Source organism: Shewanella electrodiphila (assembly GCF_023283985.1).
In the GTDB taxonomy this organism is placed as follows: Bacteria; Pseudomonadota; Gammaproteobacteria; order Enterobacterales; family Shewanellaceae; genus Shewanella; species Shewanella electrodiphila.
In genome coordinates, this window is sequence record NZ_JAKIKU010000004.1 from 123,265 (window position 1) to 141,244 (window position 17,980).

16 protein-coding genes are annotated in these 17,980 nt (G+C 41.8%); 12 read left to right on the forward strand and 4 right to left on the reverse strand.

Annotated features, from left to right (window positions below; translation table 11 throughout):
• Window positions 1–304: 304 nt before the first annotated feature.
• Window positions 305–1,813 (forward strand): DUF3360 family protein, encoded by a 1,509-nt coding sequence (locus L2737_RS08700; RefSeq protein ID WP_248955478.1) that lies wholly within the window; start codon window positions 305–307, stop codon window positions 1,811–1,813.
• A 70-nt stretch (window positions 1,814–1,883) separates the two neighbouring features.
• On the opposite strand, the gene L2737_RS08705 is transcribed toward L2737_RS08700, so the two are convergent.
• The gene (locus L2737_RS08705) at window positions 1,884–2,858 is read right to left on the reverse strand and encodes a methylenetetrahydrofolate reductase (RefSeq protein WP_102528299.1); all 975 of its coding nucleotides are present in this window, start codon (window positions 2,856–2,858) and stop codon (window positions 1,884–1,886) included.
• A gap of 373 nt (window positions 2,859–3,231) precedes the next feature.
• Between L2737_RS08705 and L2737_RS08710 the strand changes: the two genes are divergently transcribed.
• The 11 genes from L2737_RS08710 to L2737_RS08760 all read left to right on the forward strand — a co-directional run bounded on the left by L2737_RS08710 (window position 3,232) and on the right by L2737_RS08760 (window position 12,721).
• On the forward strand, window positions 3,232–3,696 hold the full coding sequence (locus tag L2737_RS08710; RefSeq protein ID WP_102528298.1) for a Fur family transcriptional regulator: 465 nt from the start codon (window positions 3,232–3,234) through the stop codon (window positions 3,694–3,696).
• 926 nt (window positions 3,697–4,622) lie between these two features.
• The gene (locus L2737_RS08715) at window positions 4,623–5,060 is read left to right on the forward strand and encodes a Rap1a/Tai family immunity protein (RefSeq protein WP_248955479.1); all 438 of its coding nucleotides are present in this window, start codon (window positions 4,623–4,625) and stop codon (window positions 5,058–5,060) included.
• A 136-nt stretch (window positions 5,061–5,196) separates the two neighbouring features.
• Window positions 5,197–5,697: a Na+/H+ antiporter subunit E gene (locus L2737_RS08720; RefSeq protein WP_102528296.1), complete on the forward strand. Its 501-nt coding sequence runs from the start codon at window positions 5,197–5,199 to the stop codon at window positions 5,695–5,697.
• Window positions 5,697–5,993 carry an MrpF/PhaF family protein gene (locus tag L2737_RS08725; protein ID WP_102528295.1) on the forward strand — a complete coding sequence of 99 codons (297 nt, stop codon included), beginning with the start codon at window positions 5,697–5,699 and terminating at the stop codon, window positions 5,991–5,993. Before L2737_RS08720 ends, L2737_RS08725 begins: the two co-directional genes overlap by 1 nt.
• Entirely contained in the window at window positions 5,990–6,331 is a 342-nt protein-coding gene (gene mnhG, locus L2737_RS08730; protein ID WP_102528294.1) for a monovalent cation/H(+) antiporter subunit G, read from the forward strand. The genes L2737_RS08725 and mnhG overlap by 4 nt, the downstream gene beginning before the upstream one ends.
• 17 nt (window positions 6,332–6,348) lie before the next feature.
• Window positions 6,349–7,383: a Na(+)/H(+) antiporter subunit B gene (locus L2737_RS08735; RefSeq protein ID WP_303515331.1), complete on the forward strand. Its 1,035-nt coding sequence runs from the start codon at window positions 6,349–6,351 to the stop codon at window positions 7,381–7,383.
• A complete protein-coding gene (locus L2737_RS08740; RefSeq protein ID WP_102528292.1) occupies window positions 7,364–7,726 on the forward strand; it encodes a cation:proton antiporter subunit C in 363 nt (120 codons plus the stop codon). The genes L2737_RS08735 and L2737_RS08740 overlap by 20 nt, the downstream gene beginning before the upstream one ends.
• Window positions 7,726–9,204 carry a monovalent cation/H+ antiporter subunit D family protein gene (locus L2737_RS08745; RefSeq protein WP_248955480.1) on the forward strand — a complete coding sequence of 493 codons (1,479 nt, stop codon included), beginning with the start codon at window positions 7,726–7,728 and terminating at the stop codon, window positions 9,202–9,204. Before L2737_RS08740 ends, L2737_RS08745 begins: the two co-directional genes overlap by 1 nt.
• Window positions 9,201–10,691: a monovalent cation/H+ antiporter subunit D family protein gene (locus L2737_RS08750; protein WP_102528290.1), complete on the forward strand. Its 1,491-nt coding sequence runs from the start codon at window positions 9,201–9,203 to the stop codon at window positions 10,689–10,691. Before L2737_RS08745 ends, L2737_RS08750 begins: the two co-directional genes overlap by 4 nt.
• Window positions 10,681–11,031 carry a hypothetical protein gene (locus L2737_RS08755; RefSeq protein WP_229369151.1) on the forward strand — a complete coding sequence of 117 codons (351 nt, stop codon included), beginning with the start codon at window positions 10,681–10,683 and terminating at the stop codon, window positions 11,029–11,031. Before L2737_RS08750 ends, L2737_RS08755 begins: the two co-directional genes overlap by 11 nt.
• Window positions 11,018–12,721: a Na(+)/H(+) antiporter subunit D gene (locus L2737_RS08760; RefSeq protein ID WP_248955481.1), complete on the forward strand. Its 1,704-nt coding sequence runs from the start codon at window positions 11,018–11,020 to the stop codon at window positions 12,719–12,721. Before L2737_RS08755 ends, L2737_RS08760 begins: the two co-directional genes overlap by 14 nt.
• A 139-nt stretch (window positions 12,722–12,860) precedes the next feature.
• On the opposite strand, the gene L2737_RS08765 is transcribed toward L2737_RS08760, so the two are convergent.
• The 3 genes from L2737_RS08765 to L2737_RS08775 are packed head-to-tail and all read right to left on the reverse strand — an operon-like array spanning window position 12,861 to window position 17,898.
• Complete coding sequence (locus L2737_RS08765) at window positions 12,861–13,730, reverse strand: toll/interleukin-1 receptor domain-containing protein (RefSeq protein WP_248955482.1); 870 nt, start codon at window positions 13,728–13,730, stop codon at window positions 12,861–12,863.
• On the reverse strand, window positions 13,711–16,014 hold the full coding sequence (locus L2737_RS08770) for a WD40 repeat domain-containing protein (RefSeq protein WP_248955483.1): 2,304 nt from the start codon (window positions 16,012–16,014) through the stop codon (window positions 13,711–13,713). The genes L2737_RS08765 and L2737_RS08770 overlap by 20 nt, the downstream gene beginning before the upstream one ends.
• Window positions 16,015–16,041: 27 nt before the next feature.
• Window positions 16,042–17,898, reverse strand: coding sequence for a hypothetical protein (locus L2737_RS08775; protein WP_248955484.1), 1,857 nt, complete (start codon window positions 17,896–17,898; stop codon window positions 16,042–16,044).
• Window positions 17,899–17,980 lie beyond the last annotated feature (82 nt).

A 17,980-nucleotide genomic window follows, 5' to 3' on the forward strand; every position in this document is an offset into this window, starting at 1 on the left:
ATTGTTTCATCTAGCTGGTTCCATTCATCAATAGTAATTAACCAAATTATCGATGAAGTACCATATAACGCTACTCACTATTTCGATAGCAAACTAACAACTTGCTACAAACTATTGATTTTAAATCTGTAAATTATTATTTACCTACGACTAATGTCTGAGTCCAAAACTGCTTTTATTGTTCGCTATGGCCACATGCTTCAGATAAGGTGCCTCTAATCTATATCCAAAGCACTTTTAGCAAGTGAAATTTAGTAAGTGAGTTTTAGTGAATGAACTTTCTTGAATGAACAATAGGAATAATATGAGCAGTAATTCTGAATCAGTACATGAGCAAGAAAGTGACCAATCAACAAAAGCAAACAAGTTAAATTACCAACAGCAACATCAGCCAAGTTCATCGTTTAATAGTCGAGAAGAATATCTAGAACACGAGCTCAGCATCATGGACCCAAAACGCTGGCGTCCTAACCTACCTTTCAAAGATTTTCGCTTTGAACCAGAAGATTCAATTGCAGCTATGGCAGCAACCATTGGTAAAGTTGTCATGGTGGGCGCGATTGCGACAACCTTTGCAACATCACTAGGGCTTGAAGAAAGTTTCATCTTAGAAAATGTCCGTTATGAACTGATTATTGCTGCATTCTTCATTGTTATCTTTTCAGGTTTTTTATTACCTACAGCAAACTTAGCTGGCACCCATGGGCCGTTGATCCCAATCATACCGATTGTGGTTGCAGCAGGTGGCCACCCAATGGCCTTTGGATTACTGATTGGCGCACTAGGATTAATACTCGCTATTAGTAAAGGCGGCAGTATGCTGGCAAACCTCACCAGTAAAGGCGTGTGCGGAGGGCTACTCTTGTATCTAGGCTTTGTCGGCACCGCATCACAAGTAAAAAAATTGTATGCGTGGGCTGATGGTATCGGCATGGAGCACATTGCTTTTATCGTGATTTTTTGCACCATTATTCTGTACGCATTACTGGAACATTGGCGAAAACGTTGGCTTGCTGTGCCATTAAGTTGTTTACTGGGCGGCACATTAGCCTTTGCCATGGGCGCGCCATTTGAGTTTCACACTGCCCCAGGTTTACCTAATATGAACCCAATGTATTGGTGGGGAGATAACTCAGGTTGGATGCTCGGTTTACCGACTATCGAAAGCTTCATGGTCGTGCTGCCTTTTGCCATTTTAGCCGTTGCTATGTGGTCCCCTGATTTTTTAGGCCATCAAGTATTTCAAAAGATAAATTATCCTCCGCGTACTGAAAAAGTACATATGAACATTGACGATACCATGACCAGCGCCTCAATTCGTCAAACAGTAGGCTCACTACTTGGTGGGGCTAATTTCACTTCATCTTGGGGGACTTATATTGTCCCAGCTGCGATTGCTAAGCGCCCTATTCCAGCGGGTGCATTACTTACCGCATTGTTTTGCGTTATTGCTGCGCTATGGGGTTATCCAATGGATCTTGCTATTTGGGAACCTGTGCTGTGTGTTGCACTGGTCGTTGGGGTATTTATTCCATTACTTGAAGCAGGTATGGAAATGACTCGCGAAGGTAAAACTACCCAATCTGCCGCTATTGTGGTGTTTTCATCAGTATTAGTGAACCCTGCATTTGGCTGGTCACTCACCATGCTATTGGATAATTTAGGCTTGATTGGCTGTAAAGACAGAAGCGCAAAACTGACTAGAATGAATCGCTGGATAGCACCCAGTATCATGTTTGTCATTCTCACAGGTGTTATGGCGCTAGTGGGTTTACTACCCGGTATTCCGGCCATCCTTTCGGACTTGAAATAACGCTGGTGAGTTGTGTATGAAAAGTCATGCCCTAGGGAAATTAACGCCATAGGGCATGTTTACAGTGAGCTTATTTGTTTAACACAAATTGATTTATTTGATTCTGGGCCAAGGCTTGATCCATCGTGCCCTTAAGCAGTTTATACATCAAAATAGACGCATCAATTTCTGTTTTACGATTGGTTAAGCTTTCAATATTCAAGCCTAATGGAATATTAAGTGGAATAACGGCGTCCAAAATCTTCTGCAAATTACTGTAATTAACTTTAATTGATTCATACAGTGGGTCATCTGCAGACAAAATACGGTTACTGGTTTCTTCAGGTACTGATACCCCTAACCAATTAATAAATTCTAATGTTTTAGCACTTCCACAAGGTGAAAAAGTCAGGATCACTCGATTGGGCTTGATATTATTCAGCTCACACTCTTCAGCGTAACTGGTAAGCATATCGATAGTGGCTTGGGCGTTATACACCGCTTGCGTGATGTAGTATTCACAGCCTTTATTGGACTTACCTAATAGACGGATATGTTCATTCTTTTTACTTAAATGGCGCTCAGCAATGGCAACACCACCAAGGTAAAACTCCTGAGAGTGTTCCGATAACACACGGTATGCATCATTTAATGGTAGAGAACTTGCGACTTGCGCGGACGGCGAACCGACTAATACGATGTCTCTGACATTATTTTGATACCAAGCCCGAGATAACCACTCGTTAAAACCTTGTTCATCAAGGCCTGCAACACTCTTATAAGCAATTACAGGCTTACCAGACTTTTGATTGATCAATTGAGCATAAGTGCCAGAATCATGGGTCGCTTTAAACGGAAAAGGTCTTGGCGCATCAATACGGCTAGTTTCATCTTGAATATCGTAAATGATCAAACCATCAAAGCTAATCTCATCAAGGCGCGCTAATAACTTATCAGCAATAGTACTGACCATTTCAAAATCGGTATCGATTTTAGGTGGGGTTGTGCCAATAAAGTAGATCCCACGGTGATGATCGGATGAACGCTGTTTTAGGGATTTTCTCATGTTTAGCCGTCTAGATGGATGTTATCTACATTGTGTCTGAAATTCTCACGTTTGTTAAGGCCAGATAGAATGATTTTTTGTAATGTTTAAAATGAATAAAGCTCATAATTATTGCTTTGCAGTCATTCTGAAATCACCTGCGGGAATTTCCCCTTTTGTAAGTACGTTATAATTGCTGATTGTTGATGGCTAATGGCTAATGGCTAATGGCTCATAGGCTCATAGGCTCATAGGCTCATAGGCTCATAGGCTCGCCTATCTCACACTATCTGAACCTGAGTCGACCTTTAAAAAGATGTTTGGTGGTTTATTATTTACAATCTCAGCCCGAAGATAAATAATAGCGCAACATTGATTTCTTTAGAGCCAAACCATGCCTACCCACAAAAACGTTGCGATTTTTACCAAAGCGGAGCAAATATGTCGCGACAATGGCGTTAAGTTAACGGAGAAAAGAAAAAATGTTTTAGGCGTATTACTGAACTCCAGTAAGCCGCTATCCGCCTATGAAATTGTTGATATCTACCGCACCACACATCAAGAAGCATTAGCCCCTATGTCTGTGTACCGCATGCTCGATATACTGAGTCAATTGCCGCTTGTGCATAAATTATCTTCTGAAAATAAATATTTGGCTTGTTCACACATCACTTGCGAACATGCCCACGAAGTTCCTCAGTTTTTGATCTGTAAAACCTGCGGTAAAGTGGCAGAGAAAGGCATTCAAACCAGTGTCATTGAGGCATTAAAAGACAGTATTAAACAAGCTGACTTTCAACTCATCAATTCTCAGATTGAAATACAATGCTTATGTAAGGATTGTGCAGCTTCAAATTAACTTTTGCTTCGCTTGGCCTGGTGATGATTTTGGGTTCATACAATGCAAAGCTGGGTACAATCAGTGCAACTCTCCATTCAAACTAGGGCGTGTCATTAGTTAAGTTACCAACTCACATACTCTACCGTCCTTACTCTAGAGCCCTTAATCTAGAACTCTTAATTTAGCCCCATTAATCTAGAACCCTTAATTTAGAACCCTTAATTTAGAACCCTCAATTTAACGCCCTTAATCTAGAACTCTCAATCTAGAGCCCTCAATTTAAACCCCTTAATCTAGAACCCTCAATCTAGAACCCCTAATCTAGAACTCTCAATTTAGAGCCCTTAATCTAGAGCCCTTAATCTAGAGCCCTCAATTTAGAGCTTTCAACTAAAGCCTGACAAAACTTACCGCAGAAAACGCCACTAAAATCTAAACACAAGGCAATAACACACCTTAAAATCGTGAAACAGCACCTTAATTAACTGGCGTTTTAAACTAAAACCAGTTTAAAAGTAGCCTACAGCCTAGGCTCAGCAAGGACTTAGCTAAGTAACTGAAAAATTCCTTCATATAACGAAAAATATGCGACTTTACACTCACTTAGTATTTAAACTTAAATCATTTGTGTTATAAATAGATTGGCGGTGTAAATTAATTGTTTCTACAAAGGTTTCATTTGTTAAGCCTTTGTTATAGCTGCAGTGTTTTAGCAATTACTTTATTAGTTGAAAGCAGTCAGTATATCGATACCTATCCAGGTACAGATTGTAATAATACCTAACTGAATAAAATCGACGATAAAACACTGCCTTAAGCAAAGTCATTGATAGGTTAGCAAGCGACTAACAGCCTGCACCTGAACACTTGCTGTTGCTAACATTGATAAATATTAGTTTTGCTAATGTTTATCTGTGATTAAGCCATTATAAAAAGGGGGCTACATGAAGATCATCCAACTCTTAGCGCTATTATTGCTATCTTTCTCGTTACCAGCATCTGCAAATACCGATAAAAATGAAGCACAATTAGTACTTTCATCTTGCATGTCGTTAAAAAATGCGCCGTCTGACAGCTCAACTAAAGCCTGTACTTATTACATTCAGGGATTTCTCGCAGGCGCTTTAAATACGAGTTACCAATATAAGATTAGAGAAAGTGCTGGCGGTTTTTCAGACCGAGCCTACCAAACCCGAGTCGGTAACGAGACGTCAAAAAAGCAAATCACCGAAGTGTGTATCCCAACAAAAGCAACCCGCGATCAGCTGATTGAACGCATAGTCGGCCGAACTGTTGAACAACTCCCAGCCTCTGCCGACTCTTTACAGTTGTTGCACAGCAAAATTTATCAGGCGTTATCAGCAGAATTACCATGTGAATAAAATATTGAACAGGCTATATGAAGCCAATGATCAACTTAGCACTGCATCGACTTGAATAGTTCGTTGTCATAAAACTCAATCATTTTTGAGTCGCTAAGTTTACACAGTCCTTAATTAACACGAAGTATTCGAGAATATGACACAAGAAAAGAAAAGCAGCTTTTTTCCGAGCCATAGGCTTATTCTGTTATTAACCTTAGCCCTATTTTGGTGGATAAACTCCAACTACAGTAACCCGTTGTTACTGTCATTAGGGGCAGCTTCGATCATGCTGGTGCTCTATATAGCCCAGAAAATGGATGTTATCGACCACGAATCTCATCCGATTAGTCTGTCGGTCAATATGGCAACCTACCTGTTATGGCTATCAAAAGAGGTCGTGTTATCCAACATCAGTGTGGTTAAACATATTTGGTTGGGTAACAGCAGCATCTCGCCAACTCTGGCCACCATAGATACACGCCAGTGCACTGACATTAATAAAGTTATCTACGCCAACTCAATCACCTTAACGCCAGGGACTGTCGCCATAGACTTAATTGATGATCAACTCACTGTTCATGCTTTACATAAGGATGATATCGATACATTAAAAACCGGCGATATGGATCGCCGAGTAAGGGAGCTCGAAAACTAATGTTAGCTGCCGCTACTATCGCAATTCTTGTCGTCATGCTGTTAGCGATTATTCGCTGCATTGTCGGCCCTACTCTTTACGATCGCATCCTCGCTTTCAATATGTTTGGCACCAAATCAATCCTATTGATATCTGTATTGGGCTTTTTAATGGGCCGTCCAGAGTTTCTCGACATCGCCCTTGTATACGCCTTGATTAACTTTATCAGTGTGATTGGGGTATTACGCTACTCTGACTCAGCTGAATTTAAAGTTGCTCCTTATAAGCCTCATTCAACCAAGGAGGGTGAAGAATGAACCTCGTAATCGAAATTATCAGCGGTTTAAGCCTGCTAATTGGTTGCTTCCTTTGCTTATCAGGTGGCGTTGGGATGTTGCGATTTCCTGATTTTTACACTCGCATGCATGCTGTGAGTGTCACCGATACTTTAGGCGCGTGTTTAGTGCTATTTGGGTTAATGCTACAAAGCCCCAATGGTTTAGTGCTGATTAAATTAATACTCATCTTATTGTGCACGCTATTTATCAACCCGTCTGCCAGCCATGCTTTAGCAAAAGCCGCATTACGTAATGGCTTATTACCGCTAGAAGGTAAGCCTGATAATCAGGGAGGGAACAAGCCATCGAAGCTTTAGTTGATATTGTACTACTGATATTTTTAGTCGTTATTGCCGTTGCAATCATATTCACAAGAAACCTATTAGCCGTGGTCATGTTAACTGGGATTTATGGCTTATTGTCTGCCTGTTTCTTTGTGGTGCTTGATGCTGTAGACGTCGCCTTTACCGAAGCATCTGTTGGTGCAGGTATCTCTGGCTTACTCATGTTAGCGGCCATCACCATAACAGGCCGAAAAGAGGCGCCAAAACGGCATAAACCCTTTCTGGCGCTATTTGTGGTGTTAGTCACTGGTAGCATGCTGATTTACGGCACTTTAGATATGCCTTATTTCGGTGATCCTGAGGCACCTGTTCATCAACATGTTGCCCCTCGTTATATCCATGACTCGATGGAGGAAGTCGGTGTACCTAATATTGTGACTTCCGTTTTAGGTAGTTACCGTGCATTTGATACCTTAGGTGAAGTCGCCGTTATCTTTACTGCAGGCATTGGTGTGCTTTCTCTGTTATCACTGCCTCGTCGCCGGAAAAAAATCAAATCTGAAGAAGCCACAGAAGAACAAATGCATGAACGTCATATGGTGGTGCGTATTGTCAGTAAAGCGCTCATCCCGTTCATCTTATTGTTTGCATTGTATGTGCAATTTCACGGTGACTTTGGCCCTGGTGGCGGATTCCAAGCGGGCGTTATTTTTGCTGCAGCAATTATTTTGTACACCATGCTTTTTGGTTTAGATACCGCTAAAAAAGTATTCAACCCAGCCTTGATTCAACTGTTAGCCGCAGTTGGGTTGCTGCTTTACGCCTGTGTCGGGGTTGTGTCCATGCTCAATGGCGCTAACTTCTTAGACTACAACGTACTGGCTGATGATCCTGTTTCAGGTCAACACATTGGCATATTACTGATTGAATTAGGCGTAGGCATCACCGTTGCCTCAGTCATGTTGAGTATCTTCTTCAACTTTGATGGTCGCAGACAAGCTCAAGCTGAAATTCAAGCAGAGAAACAACAATCAGAACAAGAACAAAAACTAAAAGGGGAGCAGGATGTTTCTCGGACTCTATAACTATTGGATCGTCGTATTGTTGATGATGATTGGTTTTTATATCGTTATCGCCCACGGAAACTTGGTTAAAAAGCTAGTTGGACTCACCATTTTCCAAACCTCAGTGTTTATCTTTTATATCACCGTCGGCATGGTCGAGCGCGGTAGTGCGCCGATTATTGCTGAAGGGATCAGTGATTACTCTAACCCTCTGCCCCACGTGTTAATTCTTACCGCCATTGTGGTAGGTATTGCAACCACAGCACTTGGTTTAGCACTGGTCATCAGAATCAAAGAAGCCTATGGCTGTGTCGAAGAAGATGAGATCCAAAAACAAGATCAGCTCAGCGAGGATGAATCATAGTGTTAGCTCACCTGCCTATTTTACAAGTTGTGGTGCCGCTAATTGCAGCCCCGCTATGCTGGTTCTTAAACCGCTCTAAACTGGTGTGGATATTTGCCTTAATAGTCTGTGCTGTAACCTGCGTCAACAGCATATTACTGCTCATTGAAGTGATGAAGTCAGGCACGATTATCTATGAACTCGGGGGCTGGGAAGCACCTTGGGGAATTGAATATCGCATCGATAAGCTTAACGCCTTCTTACTGCTGATTATTTCCACCATTGGAACCGTGGTGTTGTTTGCCGCTAACACCAGCATACAAAAAGAACTCGACGAAGATCGCCACACCTTATTTTACAGTCTATACCTACTGTCATTAACTGGCATGTTCGGCATCGTCGCAACCGGTGATGCGTTTAATGTGTTTGTATTTTTAGAGATTTCTTCTCTATCTGCTTATGCCTTAATAGGTTTAGGTAGAGACAGACGCGCGTTATGGGCAGCCTACCAATACCTGATCATGGGCACCATCGGTGCGACCTTTATTTTGATTGGTATCGGCATGCTCTATCAAATGACGGGCACGTTAAACATGAGCGATCTGGCCACCCGATTAGTGGATGTTGGTCATACCCGAACAGTATTTGTTGCCTTCGCATTTTTGATCGTCGGCATTTGTTTGAAGCTAGCCCTATTCCCTTTACATCTGTGGCTACCAAATGCATACGCTTACGCGCCTTCGATAGTAACGGCATTTTTAGCCGCTACAGCAACTAAAGTCGCTGTATACCTGCTGATCCGATTTACCTTTACCGTATTTGGGATTTCTTTCTCGTTCACCTCGTTGCCATTACAAAGCATTTTAATGGTGCTTGGACTTGTGGGGGTATTTGCCGCTTCTATCACTGCGATTTATCAGCAAAATGTGAAACATATCTTAGCTTACTCGAGCATCGCTCAAGTGGGGTATATGATCATCGGTTACTCGATAAATACCAGTACCGGGGTAATGGCAACCTTACTGCATTTGTTTAACCATGCATTAATGAAAGGTGGACTGTTTTTAGCATTAGGCGCAGTAATGTACCGAATTGGCAGCGTCCAGCTCAAACAGTTCCAAGGGCTAGGCCGAGAAATGCCATTGACCATGTCAGCCATTGTTATCGGTGGTCTCAGTTTGATTGGTGTGCCGTTAACCGTCGGTTTTGTCAGTAAATGGTATCTGCTTGTGGCTAGTGTTGAAGCTGGTATGTGGCCTGTTGCGGTACTTATCCTATTAGGGTCATTGCTGGCCATTGTGTATATCTGGCGCATTGTAGAAATGGCTTATTTCAAGCCGCCATTACCTGGTCGTGAAGCCGTTAAAGAGGCACCTTGGACTTTCCTTGTTCCAATCTGGATCCTCGTCTTCGCTAATATCTATTTCGGTATCGATACTCGCCTGAGTGTGCAAGTGGCACAGGCGGCTTCTCAAAGCTTGTTTGGAATAAACCCATGAATCCATCTTTAGCGCTGATGTTACAGCTAACTATCCTATTACCGCTGCTGGCAACCTTTGCAATAGCTGCAACAGGAAAGAAACCTAACCTACGTGAGGCTGTCACTATCAGTACCAGCCTTGTGGTACTTTATTGCGTGATAAACCTCTATCAAGCGCTCAACGCTGGCACCAGCATTGAGGTCTCATGGTGGGAGCTTATGCCAGGTTTAGAGGTAAGCTTTGTAGTAGAACCTCTAGGCATGTTATTCGCGTTAATTGCCAGTTTTCTTTGGTTAATTACGACCATTTATGCCATTGGTTATATGCGTGGTCATGAAGAAGAAAACCAAACCCGCTTTTATATCTGTTTTGCTTTAGCGATTAGTGCGGTCATGGGCCTCGCTTTCTCTGCTAACCTATTTACCCTATTCGTGTTTTACGAAGTACTCACACTGTCTACATACCCGCTAGTGACTCATGCGGGTACAGATAAAGCTAAAAAAGGGGGTCGGGTTTACCTTGGCATCTTGCTTAGTACCTCTGTGGCCTTTTTCCTATTAGCCATCATCTTAACTTGGTTTGTTAGTGGCACCCTCGAATTTACCGCTGGTGGTGTATTTGATGCCAATGTGAATACCACTGTAGCGGGCGCTATATTAGTCCTGTTTATATTTGGTATTGGTAAAGCGGCTATGATGCCATTTCACCGCTGGTTACCAGCAGCAATGGTCGCGCCAACGCCTGTCAGTGCACTTTTACATGCCGTGGCAGTGGTAAAGGCTGGGGTATTTACAGTATTAAAGGTGTGTATCTTCATTTTTGGTCTCGATTTACTGCCACAGTTACCGACTACAGAATTTTTGCTTTATTTAGCGACTTTCTCTGTGGTGATGGCCTCGATTGTGGCCATGCGACAAGATAATTTAAAAGCAAGATTGGCCTACTCTACGATAAGTCAGCTGGGCTACATCACCATCGGTGCCCTACTGGCCACATCATCAGGTGTTATCGGTAGCTCAATGCATATCGCCTCCCATGCCTTTGGCAAAATTACCCTGTTCTTTTGTGCCGGAGCCATTTTGGTAGCTAGCCATAAATCTAAGGTAAGTGAGCTACGCGGACTTGGCTATACCATGCCAATCACCATGGCCGCATTTTTCATTGCTAGCCTTAGCATTATTGGCGTTCCACCAGCTGGAGGAACATGGAGTAAATGGTTCCTATTAATGGGCACTATTGAAACCGGCTATTGGGTTGTCATGGTTGCCTTAATGCTCAGTTCGCTACTTAATATCGCTTACCTTCTGCCAATTCCTTACCATGCCTTTTTCCCAGGTAAAGGATTTAAGCCGTCAAATAACGGTATTAAAGAAGCCCCTATGCCATCTTTAATTGCAATAGTTATCACATCCTTAGGCTGCTTGATTATGTTCATTCATCCACAGCCCTTTTATGAATTGGCGAAAGCTATTTTGACTGTATCTGGAGTCAACCATGGACAATGAGAAGCAGTACCTCTTTGATAAACCCAAAAACATCCAGCGGATTTTATACCTGTTATACACCTGCTGTGCATTGTTAGTGGTACTTGATTTTGTCATTCATCGCCATGTTTACCATAGCTGGGAAAACCTACCTGCTTTTTACCCAATTTATGGCTTTGTCGGTTGTGTGATCCTTGTTGTGGTCGCCAGTTGGATGCGCAGCTTTTTGATGCGTCCAGAAGATTATTATGGGCCCGTTGAAGAGCTTGATAATAGCAAAATTGAAATAGTCGACGTCAGCGATGGCCACGCCAAAGAAGCTAACAATAACAATAAAGGTGATCGCAATGTGGATGCTTGAGTTACCGCCGTTTGTGCTGTTTATCATTGGCGGATTGATTGCTGCTACAACTCGTGGAAAGTTGCGCGGTGCCTTGATGATAGCGATCCCTGTGATCAGCGGATTGCATTTGTGGACGGTGCCAGAAGGCGTCCATTTGCAATTGATGTTTTTAGACTATGAATTAGTCCCTTATCGCGCAGATAAATTAAGTCTGATGTTTGGCTATATTTTCCATATTGCCGCATTTATTGGCATCGTCTACTCATTACACGTTAAAGATACAGTGCAACAAGTTGCCGCTATGCTATACGCAGGTAGTGCCATTGGCGCCGTATTTGCGGGTGACTTGTTAACCCTATTCGTGTTTTGGGAGCTACTCGCCTTTACCTCTGTATTTCTAGTGTGGGCTCGCCGTACTCCAGCAGCATATAGCGCGGGGATGCGCTACCTCATCATGCAGGTACTCTCTGGGGTTATTCTGTTAGTTGGCGCGCTATTTTATATCAACGAGACAGGTAGTATTGCCTTTGACTATATCGGTTTAAATGGCATTGCTGGCTGGCTTATCTTTATTGCCTTTGGCATTAAGTGTGCGTTTCCTTTTGCGCATACTTGGCTTACCGACGCTTACCCAGAAGCAACACCAACCGGTACCGTCTTGCTCAGCGCCTTTACCACTAAGGTTGCGGTTTATGCCCTTGCTCGTGCCTACCCTGGCACAGAAATACTGATTTATATCGGCGCGGCAATGACCTGTTTCCCTATCTTCTTTGCAGTGATCGAAAACGATCTTCGTCGAGTGTTAGCCTACAGTTTGATAAACCAAGTGGGCTTTATGGTAGTCGGGATCGGTATCGGGACTTCCCTTGCATTAAATGGCGCAGTGTCTCATGCGTTTAATGATGTGATTTTTAAAGGCTTACTGTTTATGAGTATGGGCGCCGTACTGCATATGACTGGCCGAATAAATGGTTCAGATCTCGGTGGTCTCTATAAGACGATGCCCAAAACCACAATATTATGTATTGTCGGCGCAGCGTCTATTTCAGCATTCCCACTGTTTAGCGGCTTTGTGAGTAAATCAATGGTAATGTCTGCAGCGATGGAGACTGGTCATGACTGGGTTTGGTTAATGCTACTGTTTGCCTCGGCGGGTGTATTCCACCACGCAGGTATTAAAATCCCTTACTTTGCCTTCTTCGCCCATGACTCGGGTATTCGAGCCAATGACCCACCAATCAACATGTTAACAGCGATGTTCATTGCCGCTTGTCTATGTATTGGTATTGGTATTTACCCAGCAGCGCTTTACTCTCTGCTACCTTACGATACGGGCTATAACCCATATGACGCGACCCATGTACTGGCTCAGACTCAGTTATTACTGTTCTCAGCATTAGCGTTCGTTTGGTTGAATTTAAAAGGGATGTATCCACCTGAGCTGCGTTCTACTCACCTTGATGTAGATTGGGTATACAGGCGCTTAGTGCCTAATGCACTACAACGCGTTTTTGCAGTCATTTGGAAAGTGGATGGCGATATTCGTCAATCAGTACGAGGCAAGTTAGACCAATGCCAGAAGTTTTTATCTCGCCAGAATAAAGGCGGTGCAGGAAGCTTTATCTCCAGTGATTACCCATCAGGTAATATGGTGCTGTGGGTCGCAGTGATTTTGGCAACTTACTTGTTTATTGGCTTTGTGAGCTAGAAGGTTCAATGAGAAGTATCAAGATTTAAGCGAGCCAATAAAATGGCGAGATTCAACCAGTATTGAATCTCGCCATTTTAAGTTAAATACAAAACTAACCTAACGTTAAGAGCTTATTTGAAAGATTTTTAACACAAGGCTAAAAGTCCCAATCCAAAGAAAAGCGATTACCTGTAGGTAAAATCGGCTCAACTGTCTTTTTGTACTTTGCTTTCACACGACCCTTACTTTGACCTACAGCTTTTAATTGATTAAACCCGGGCGTTGCATCAACAATAAAGTTTTCCTGATAATAGTGTCTTGAAATTGCACCAAGTGTATAAGCAGCAGCTGACGCCATATTGGTATACAACAAGTGAGTAAAACTAGCGACAAAAGCATCTGCTTGGCTTTTAGATAAACGCTTAAAAGTCTTCATTTGCAGCTTAGCCATTAGGATCAAATACTGGGCTTCATCTTTCGAATCAGATTGAAAATGATGATGTTCTAGGATAACTAATGCCGCTTCTGGGTTCGCTGCTTTTAACGCTGTTGTCGCTTGCTTCAGATATTGCACATCAAGTGACTCGTTAGGATTCGAGCTACTAGATGACATTAATTTCTCTATCACATCAGTGTAATCATTCATCGCAACCGCTGCGCAAATATCAATCCACTGTAATGTCGACATATGATATTGATAAGCACTATCAAATGCCGCATTGGGTGTATCATCAGCTTTTAACGGAACAACGCGGCAACCAAACTGCAATGCTAGCTCAATTTCTTTAATCACTTCAGTAGAGCCAGCATAGTTAACTCGAGCATCCCCCATCGCATTTTTGGTACACAAAACCAAAAACAATTCAGCATCATTTAAACCTTTAGGAATACGGGCAGCGTAATGCTCGCCACCAGCGATTTTATCTTGATCAAACCAAACCTGATGCCCAAGACGTTCTAAATTTGCCTTGAACGATAAGGCAAGAGCACGATCTTTTGAGCTATAGCTAAGAAACAGTTTCTTCATGACTTCCCTGCTTGTGCAACTTAAGCTGTTGATTAATATTAACAATAGTCTCGAACGCTTTTGTCGTTGATATCTTGCTATCTAAAGCGATATTGGCTTCGCCCATAGATTTAATTTGCGTTTCGATATCATCTAACTCTTCTTCGCGCTCTTCTTCATCCATACAGGCATCTTCTAGGATACTTTTCTTTCTCGCCTCTAGGGTTTTTAAGATAGATTGGTTACTAACCCTCTCTTTGTTCTCCTGACCATTTGCAGCTTCAACAATACTGTTCAAGCTCTCTTGAGTCAGAATAGTTAATTCTAATTTGTCGCCGCTGCTGACCTGCAGGTTAATATTAGTGGCAGAAAGCGTATCTTTACCAAACCATTGTGGGCGTTCTACATCATCTTTGGTCACACTAATTACATCTTTATAGAAGAAGCTTTTTGACGATTTACCAATAAGTTTTTGATTAATGAAATCATAAAAGCCCGTGAATAAAGCCACTTTATCAGCAGCAAGAAAAATGAATTGAATATATTGCACTGCAAACACTAAAGAACCGTTTTTATCCCCCCAAAAGCTGAACTCATTTTCAGGATGTAGTTTCTTTAACCATGGATCACGACGCTCACTAGACTGAATAACCGCCCAATCACTTAATACAATAGCTTCATTATTCGAATATATGATGTCTTTTTTGGTTAAGCTACATTCATGCAGCGCTTCTTCTTCAAGCTTAGTATCAATCACTTCTTGAATGATAGCGTTTACCGATTCACCACTATAAAGATTGCGATTTTTACGCAAAGGGACACTTTTCCATAGTTGAGCACGGTGGGCTTTGACCCGGTTAATTAGCTTGCAATACTCCGGTAGTAAACTATTAAGCAAGGTTAAGTTGCCCGCTTGTTGAAGCTGCAGCGATTTTTGACTGCGGTTTTTAATTAAAAAGATCAAACAAAACAGCAAAGGAACGCTCGTTGCTCCCGCGCATACCATAATGACCCTATCCAGCCCAAGCGGTCTCAGCTCTGGAATGTATTGTCCCATTAATTGATTAAATAAAGCAGGTGCATCTGCTCCAGTTGATAACATTGCGCCAACACCACCAACCACTAAAGTCAGCAATAACATAATTAAGCTAACTACTTTATTAAAGTTTCTCTTTTTCTGATGAACTTGCCTAGCAGCGTCAGCCTCTTCAACTTTCTGTTGTAGCAGCTTTTCCGCATTCCGAGAGGCTTTCACCTCTCGCATCATCGCAGTGGTTAATTCTCGTGGGATTGGTCTATGAAAAAAGTCCCATATTTCTTTTTGTTTAGCATCATTTTCAAACTCTAACTTTTGTTCCTCTAACTCCTTTGATGGAATCAAAAAGCTTCTACTGTTTCTATTTCCAATGAAGTTTCTTAAGTGCTTATAATGGTTAATCGATGGGTACTTAGCAATGTGATCCTCAACTTGGTCAATGGCTTTTGATAGCGTGTTAAATAAATCGGTGACTTCAGCCGATTCCACATGGGAGTCAATCAAGGTGCCATCAGTTTGCCACAAGGACACTTGCTCATTGGCATTTTTAATCAGTAATTGCTGCTCTGCAACTTTCTGAATAAAGCCATTTTCATATGAGAAATCAAAATTAAAGCGCTTTAAAATCTGACCTGAATCAGACCAAAGAGTTGGATTTTCACCCTCACTCCAAGTTATCCACTTGTCACAGTTAAGCTGAAAAAGTGACTTCAGCGGTTTTTTCTGCCCCGTTAGCTTAACGACTTGTTCGCCAGAAAAACGACAAATGCTGACTCCATCAGGCTCGTTGATGGCTAACTGCTTTTGATGAGCAGAGAATTGCACTGATTCAAGCGTGTCAATTTTTGCCTCAACGGTAGAGTAACAAGCTCCCGTTTTTACATCCCAAAAGCGGAGAGTGTCATCTTTACTTGCGGTGATGATTTGGCCATCGCTAAGTTCAATCACACCAATAATCACATCATCATGTTCATCTAAGCTAGCAACTTGCTCACCATAGAATCGAAATACCTGAACAGTATGATCTAGTCCGATCGTAATAAAGTAATCTCTATTGTCTTTGTGCTGTAGCGGGATAACTGCTGTCACCTTGTCTTCATGTATATCTAAAGTTTGATGAATATCTTCATCTTCACATATCAAATCAAACTCATGGCTATTTTGCCACTCTACATGATAACCGTTATTCAGCTTTATCTTACAAAGGCTTAATTTTTCAACTTCTGCTAATGTTTTTGCTGGGTAACACCCTAATACTACTGAACTCATTATCAATTCCCTGTTACGTCAGATATTCTATTGTTTTTGCTTTAAGTCATTATTCATTTCTGAACTTGTCCAAGAAACATGTTCGAACATGGCTTCACGGGCTAAATCCAATAACATTTGTTTTTTAGAAGGTGTTAGTTTCCCTTCAAGTAACACTAAAGCACGACGATATAGATCTTCGAGGCTTTCGTACCCTTTAGCGGTCATTTCATATCCAGCAAGCTCACTCCATAACATAATTAAACCAGCCATCATTAAGCTGTATTGTAAAATCAACATCAGCCACTCATTAAGCTGAATAAAAACAGTGGCTTGCAGAATCAATTGCAATGACATCAACACGATCAGCACAACACCAATAGCAATAGAGCAGTAAAAAAATCCCCACGAACATCGATTTGCCATATTTGCCGCGTACTTCGGCCGTTTATAGATCAATTCTTTAAATGAACCTGCACTTTGCTGAAGTCTTGAACTTAAAAAGCTCAGCTGATCTCGTAGCCACTTTTGTTCAATATCTTGTTGCTGAAAGGATACTTTATGACGCCACCAATCGAGCTCTGCAATTCCAATGGCATGATTAAGTAACGGTAGGTGCAATCTAAAACGGCGAGGAATTAAAGTTGTGGCTGAAGGCTCTATGTCTGCCATATTCAAAAAACCACGAATACGCATTGCTTCTGCTACACCTCGAGCTAATTGGTAGTTCCACTTCAAGTCTTTTTTTGCAGCTCGATTAATGACCCACCAGCAACTTAAAATCGCCACGAAGATAAGCGTAAATATACCTAAGCCCATATCCGAGTTAACCCAATTTCCAGCAATCTCATATAAGGCATATCCAGGGATTGCCAATAAAAAGAACATGAGTACAAATTTACGATATTCAGTTTGAGCAGCTAATGCCAACGAATCAGCCGTTTTAAAAATAGACTTGGTACCTTGCAATCCCATATTGCCATCAGCATCATCCGCCACACTATGTTGACTAGCTTTGGCATTATGAACAGCTAACTCGTTCACTAATTTTACGAACTCTTTTGATAGAAAGTCTTGTAGGTAACTGTCATTTTGCTCACTTTTTCGCAAACTAGAATATAGCGTCCCCACCGATACAGGCTTACCTTCGGTATATTCAATGAAGCCATCACCCGCATCTACCTTAGAAGATTCACTTTGAGTGACCCGAGCTACATTAATGTGATGTACTAGACCTGAAGTTTGACCATCAAAGTCTGAAGTGGGTTGTAATGCTGGGTTCTCTGTTCCTTCAGGCCATATAACTTCTGCGCCGAGTTTGTACAACACAATGTCACCAGTGCCACCAACACCTAATGAAGGCTTACCGTCCCAGAGCGACAATAAAACATTACTGTATTTAGAGATAAATAGACCTTGATTCAGATAGAGGCTGTTACGAAGAGCCCCATAAGATGAGTCATTAATAGCAACTTGGTAATCTTCTTCACTCAAATTATGTCGCACTTGAATGAGTTCATTTTCATCTAAATTAAGCGCGGAGACTATTGTATTAAGTTGCTCGACGGCATCAGGAGCATAACTTAATCGATTAAAGTCTGGTTTATAGTGTGCTAATGACATTGGTAAACAGCCAATAATCTTAAATGCACCGAGTTCATTAGCTTGCTGCATCTCAAGTGCTACTTCAGTTGTTAGTAAGTCAGCGCCAGCAGCTAATCCTGTCATTAGCCAAATAGGGGTATCAGAACCAACCACTTCACGCCAATGCAACAAAGCTTGACGAATATCATTTTTATAAGGAATTTGTTGTTCTGACGTAATCGTATTATGTATATCGCGATGCCCGGTAACACCAATAATGAATGGTAGGCAGTTTTCTAGTACAGCATTGTGGGTGGGCATCAAATTAATCCATTAAAAGCCAATGTTTTCATAGTAACTAGAGAGTAAAAAAAATGAACCCCTAATTCAACATTTGAAACAA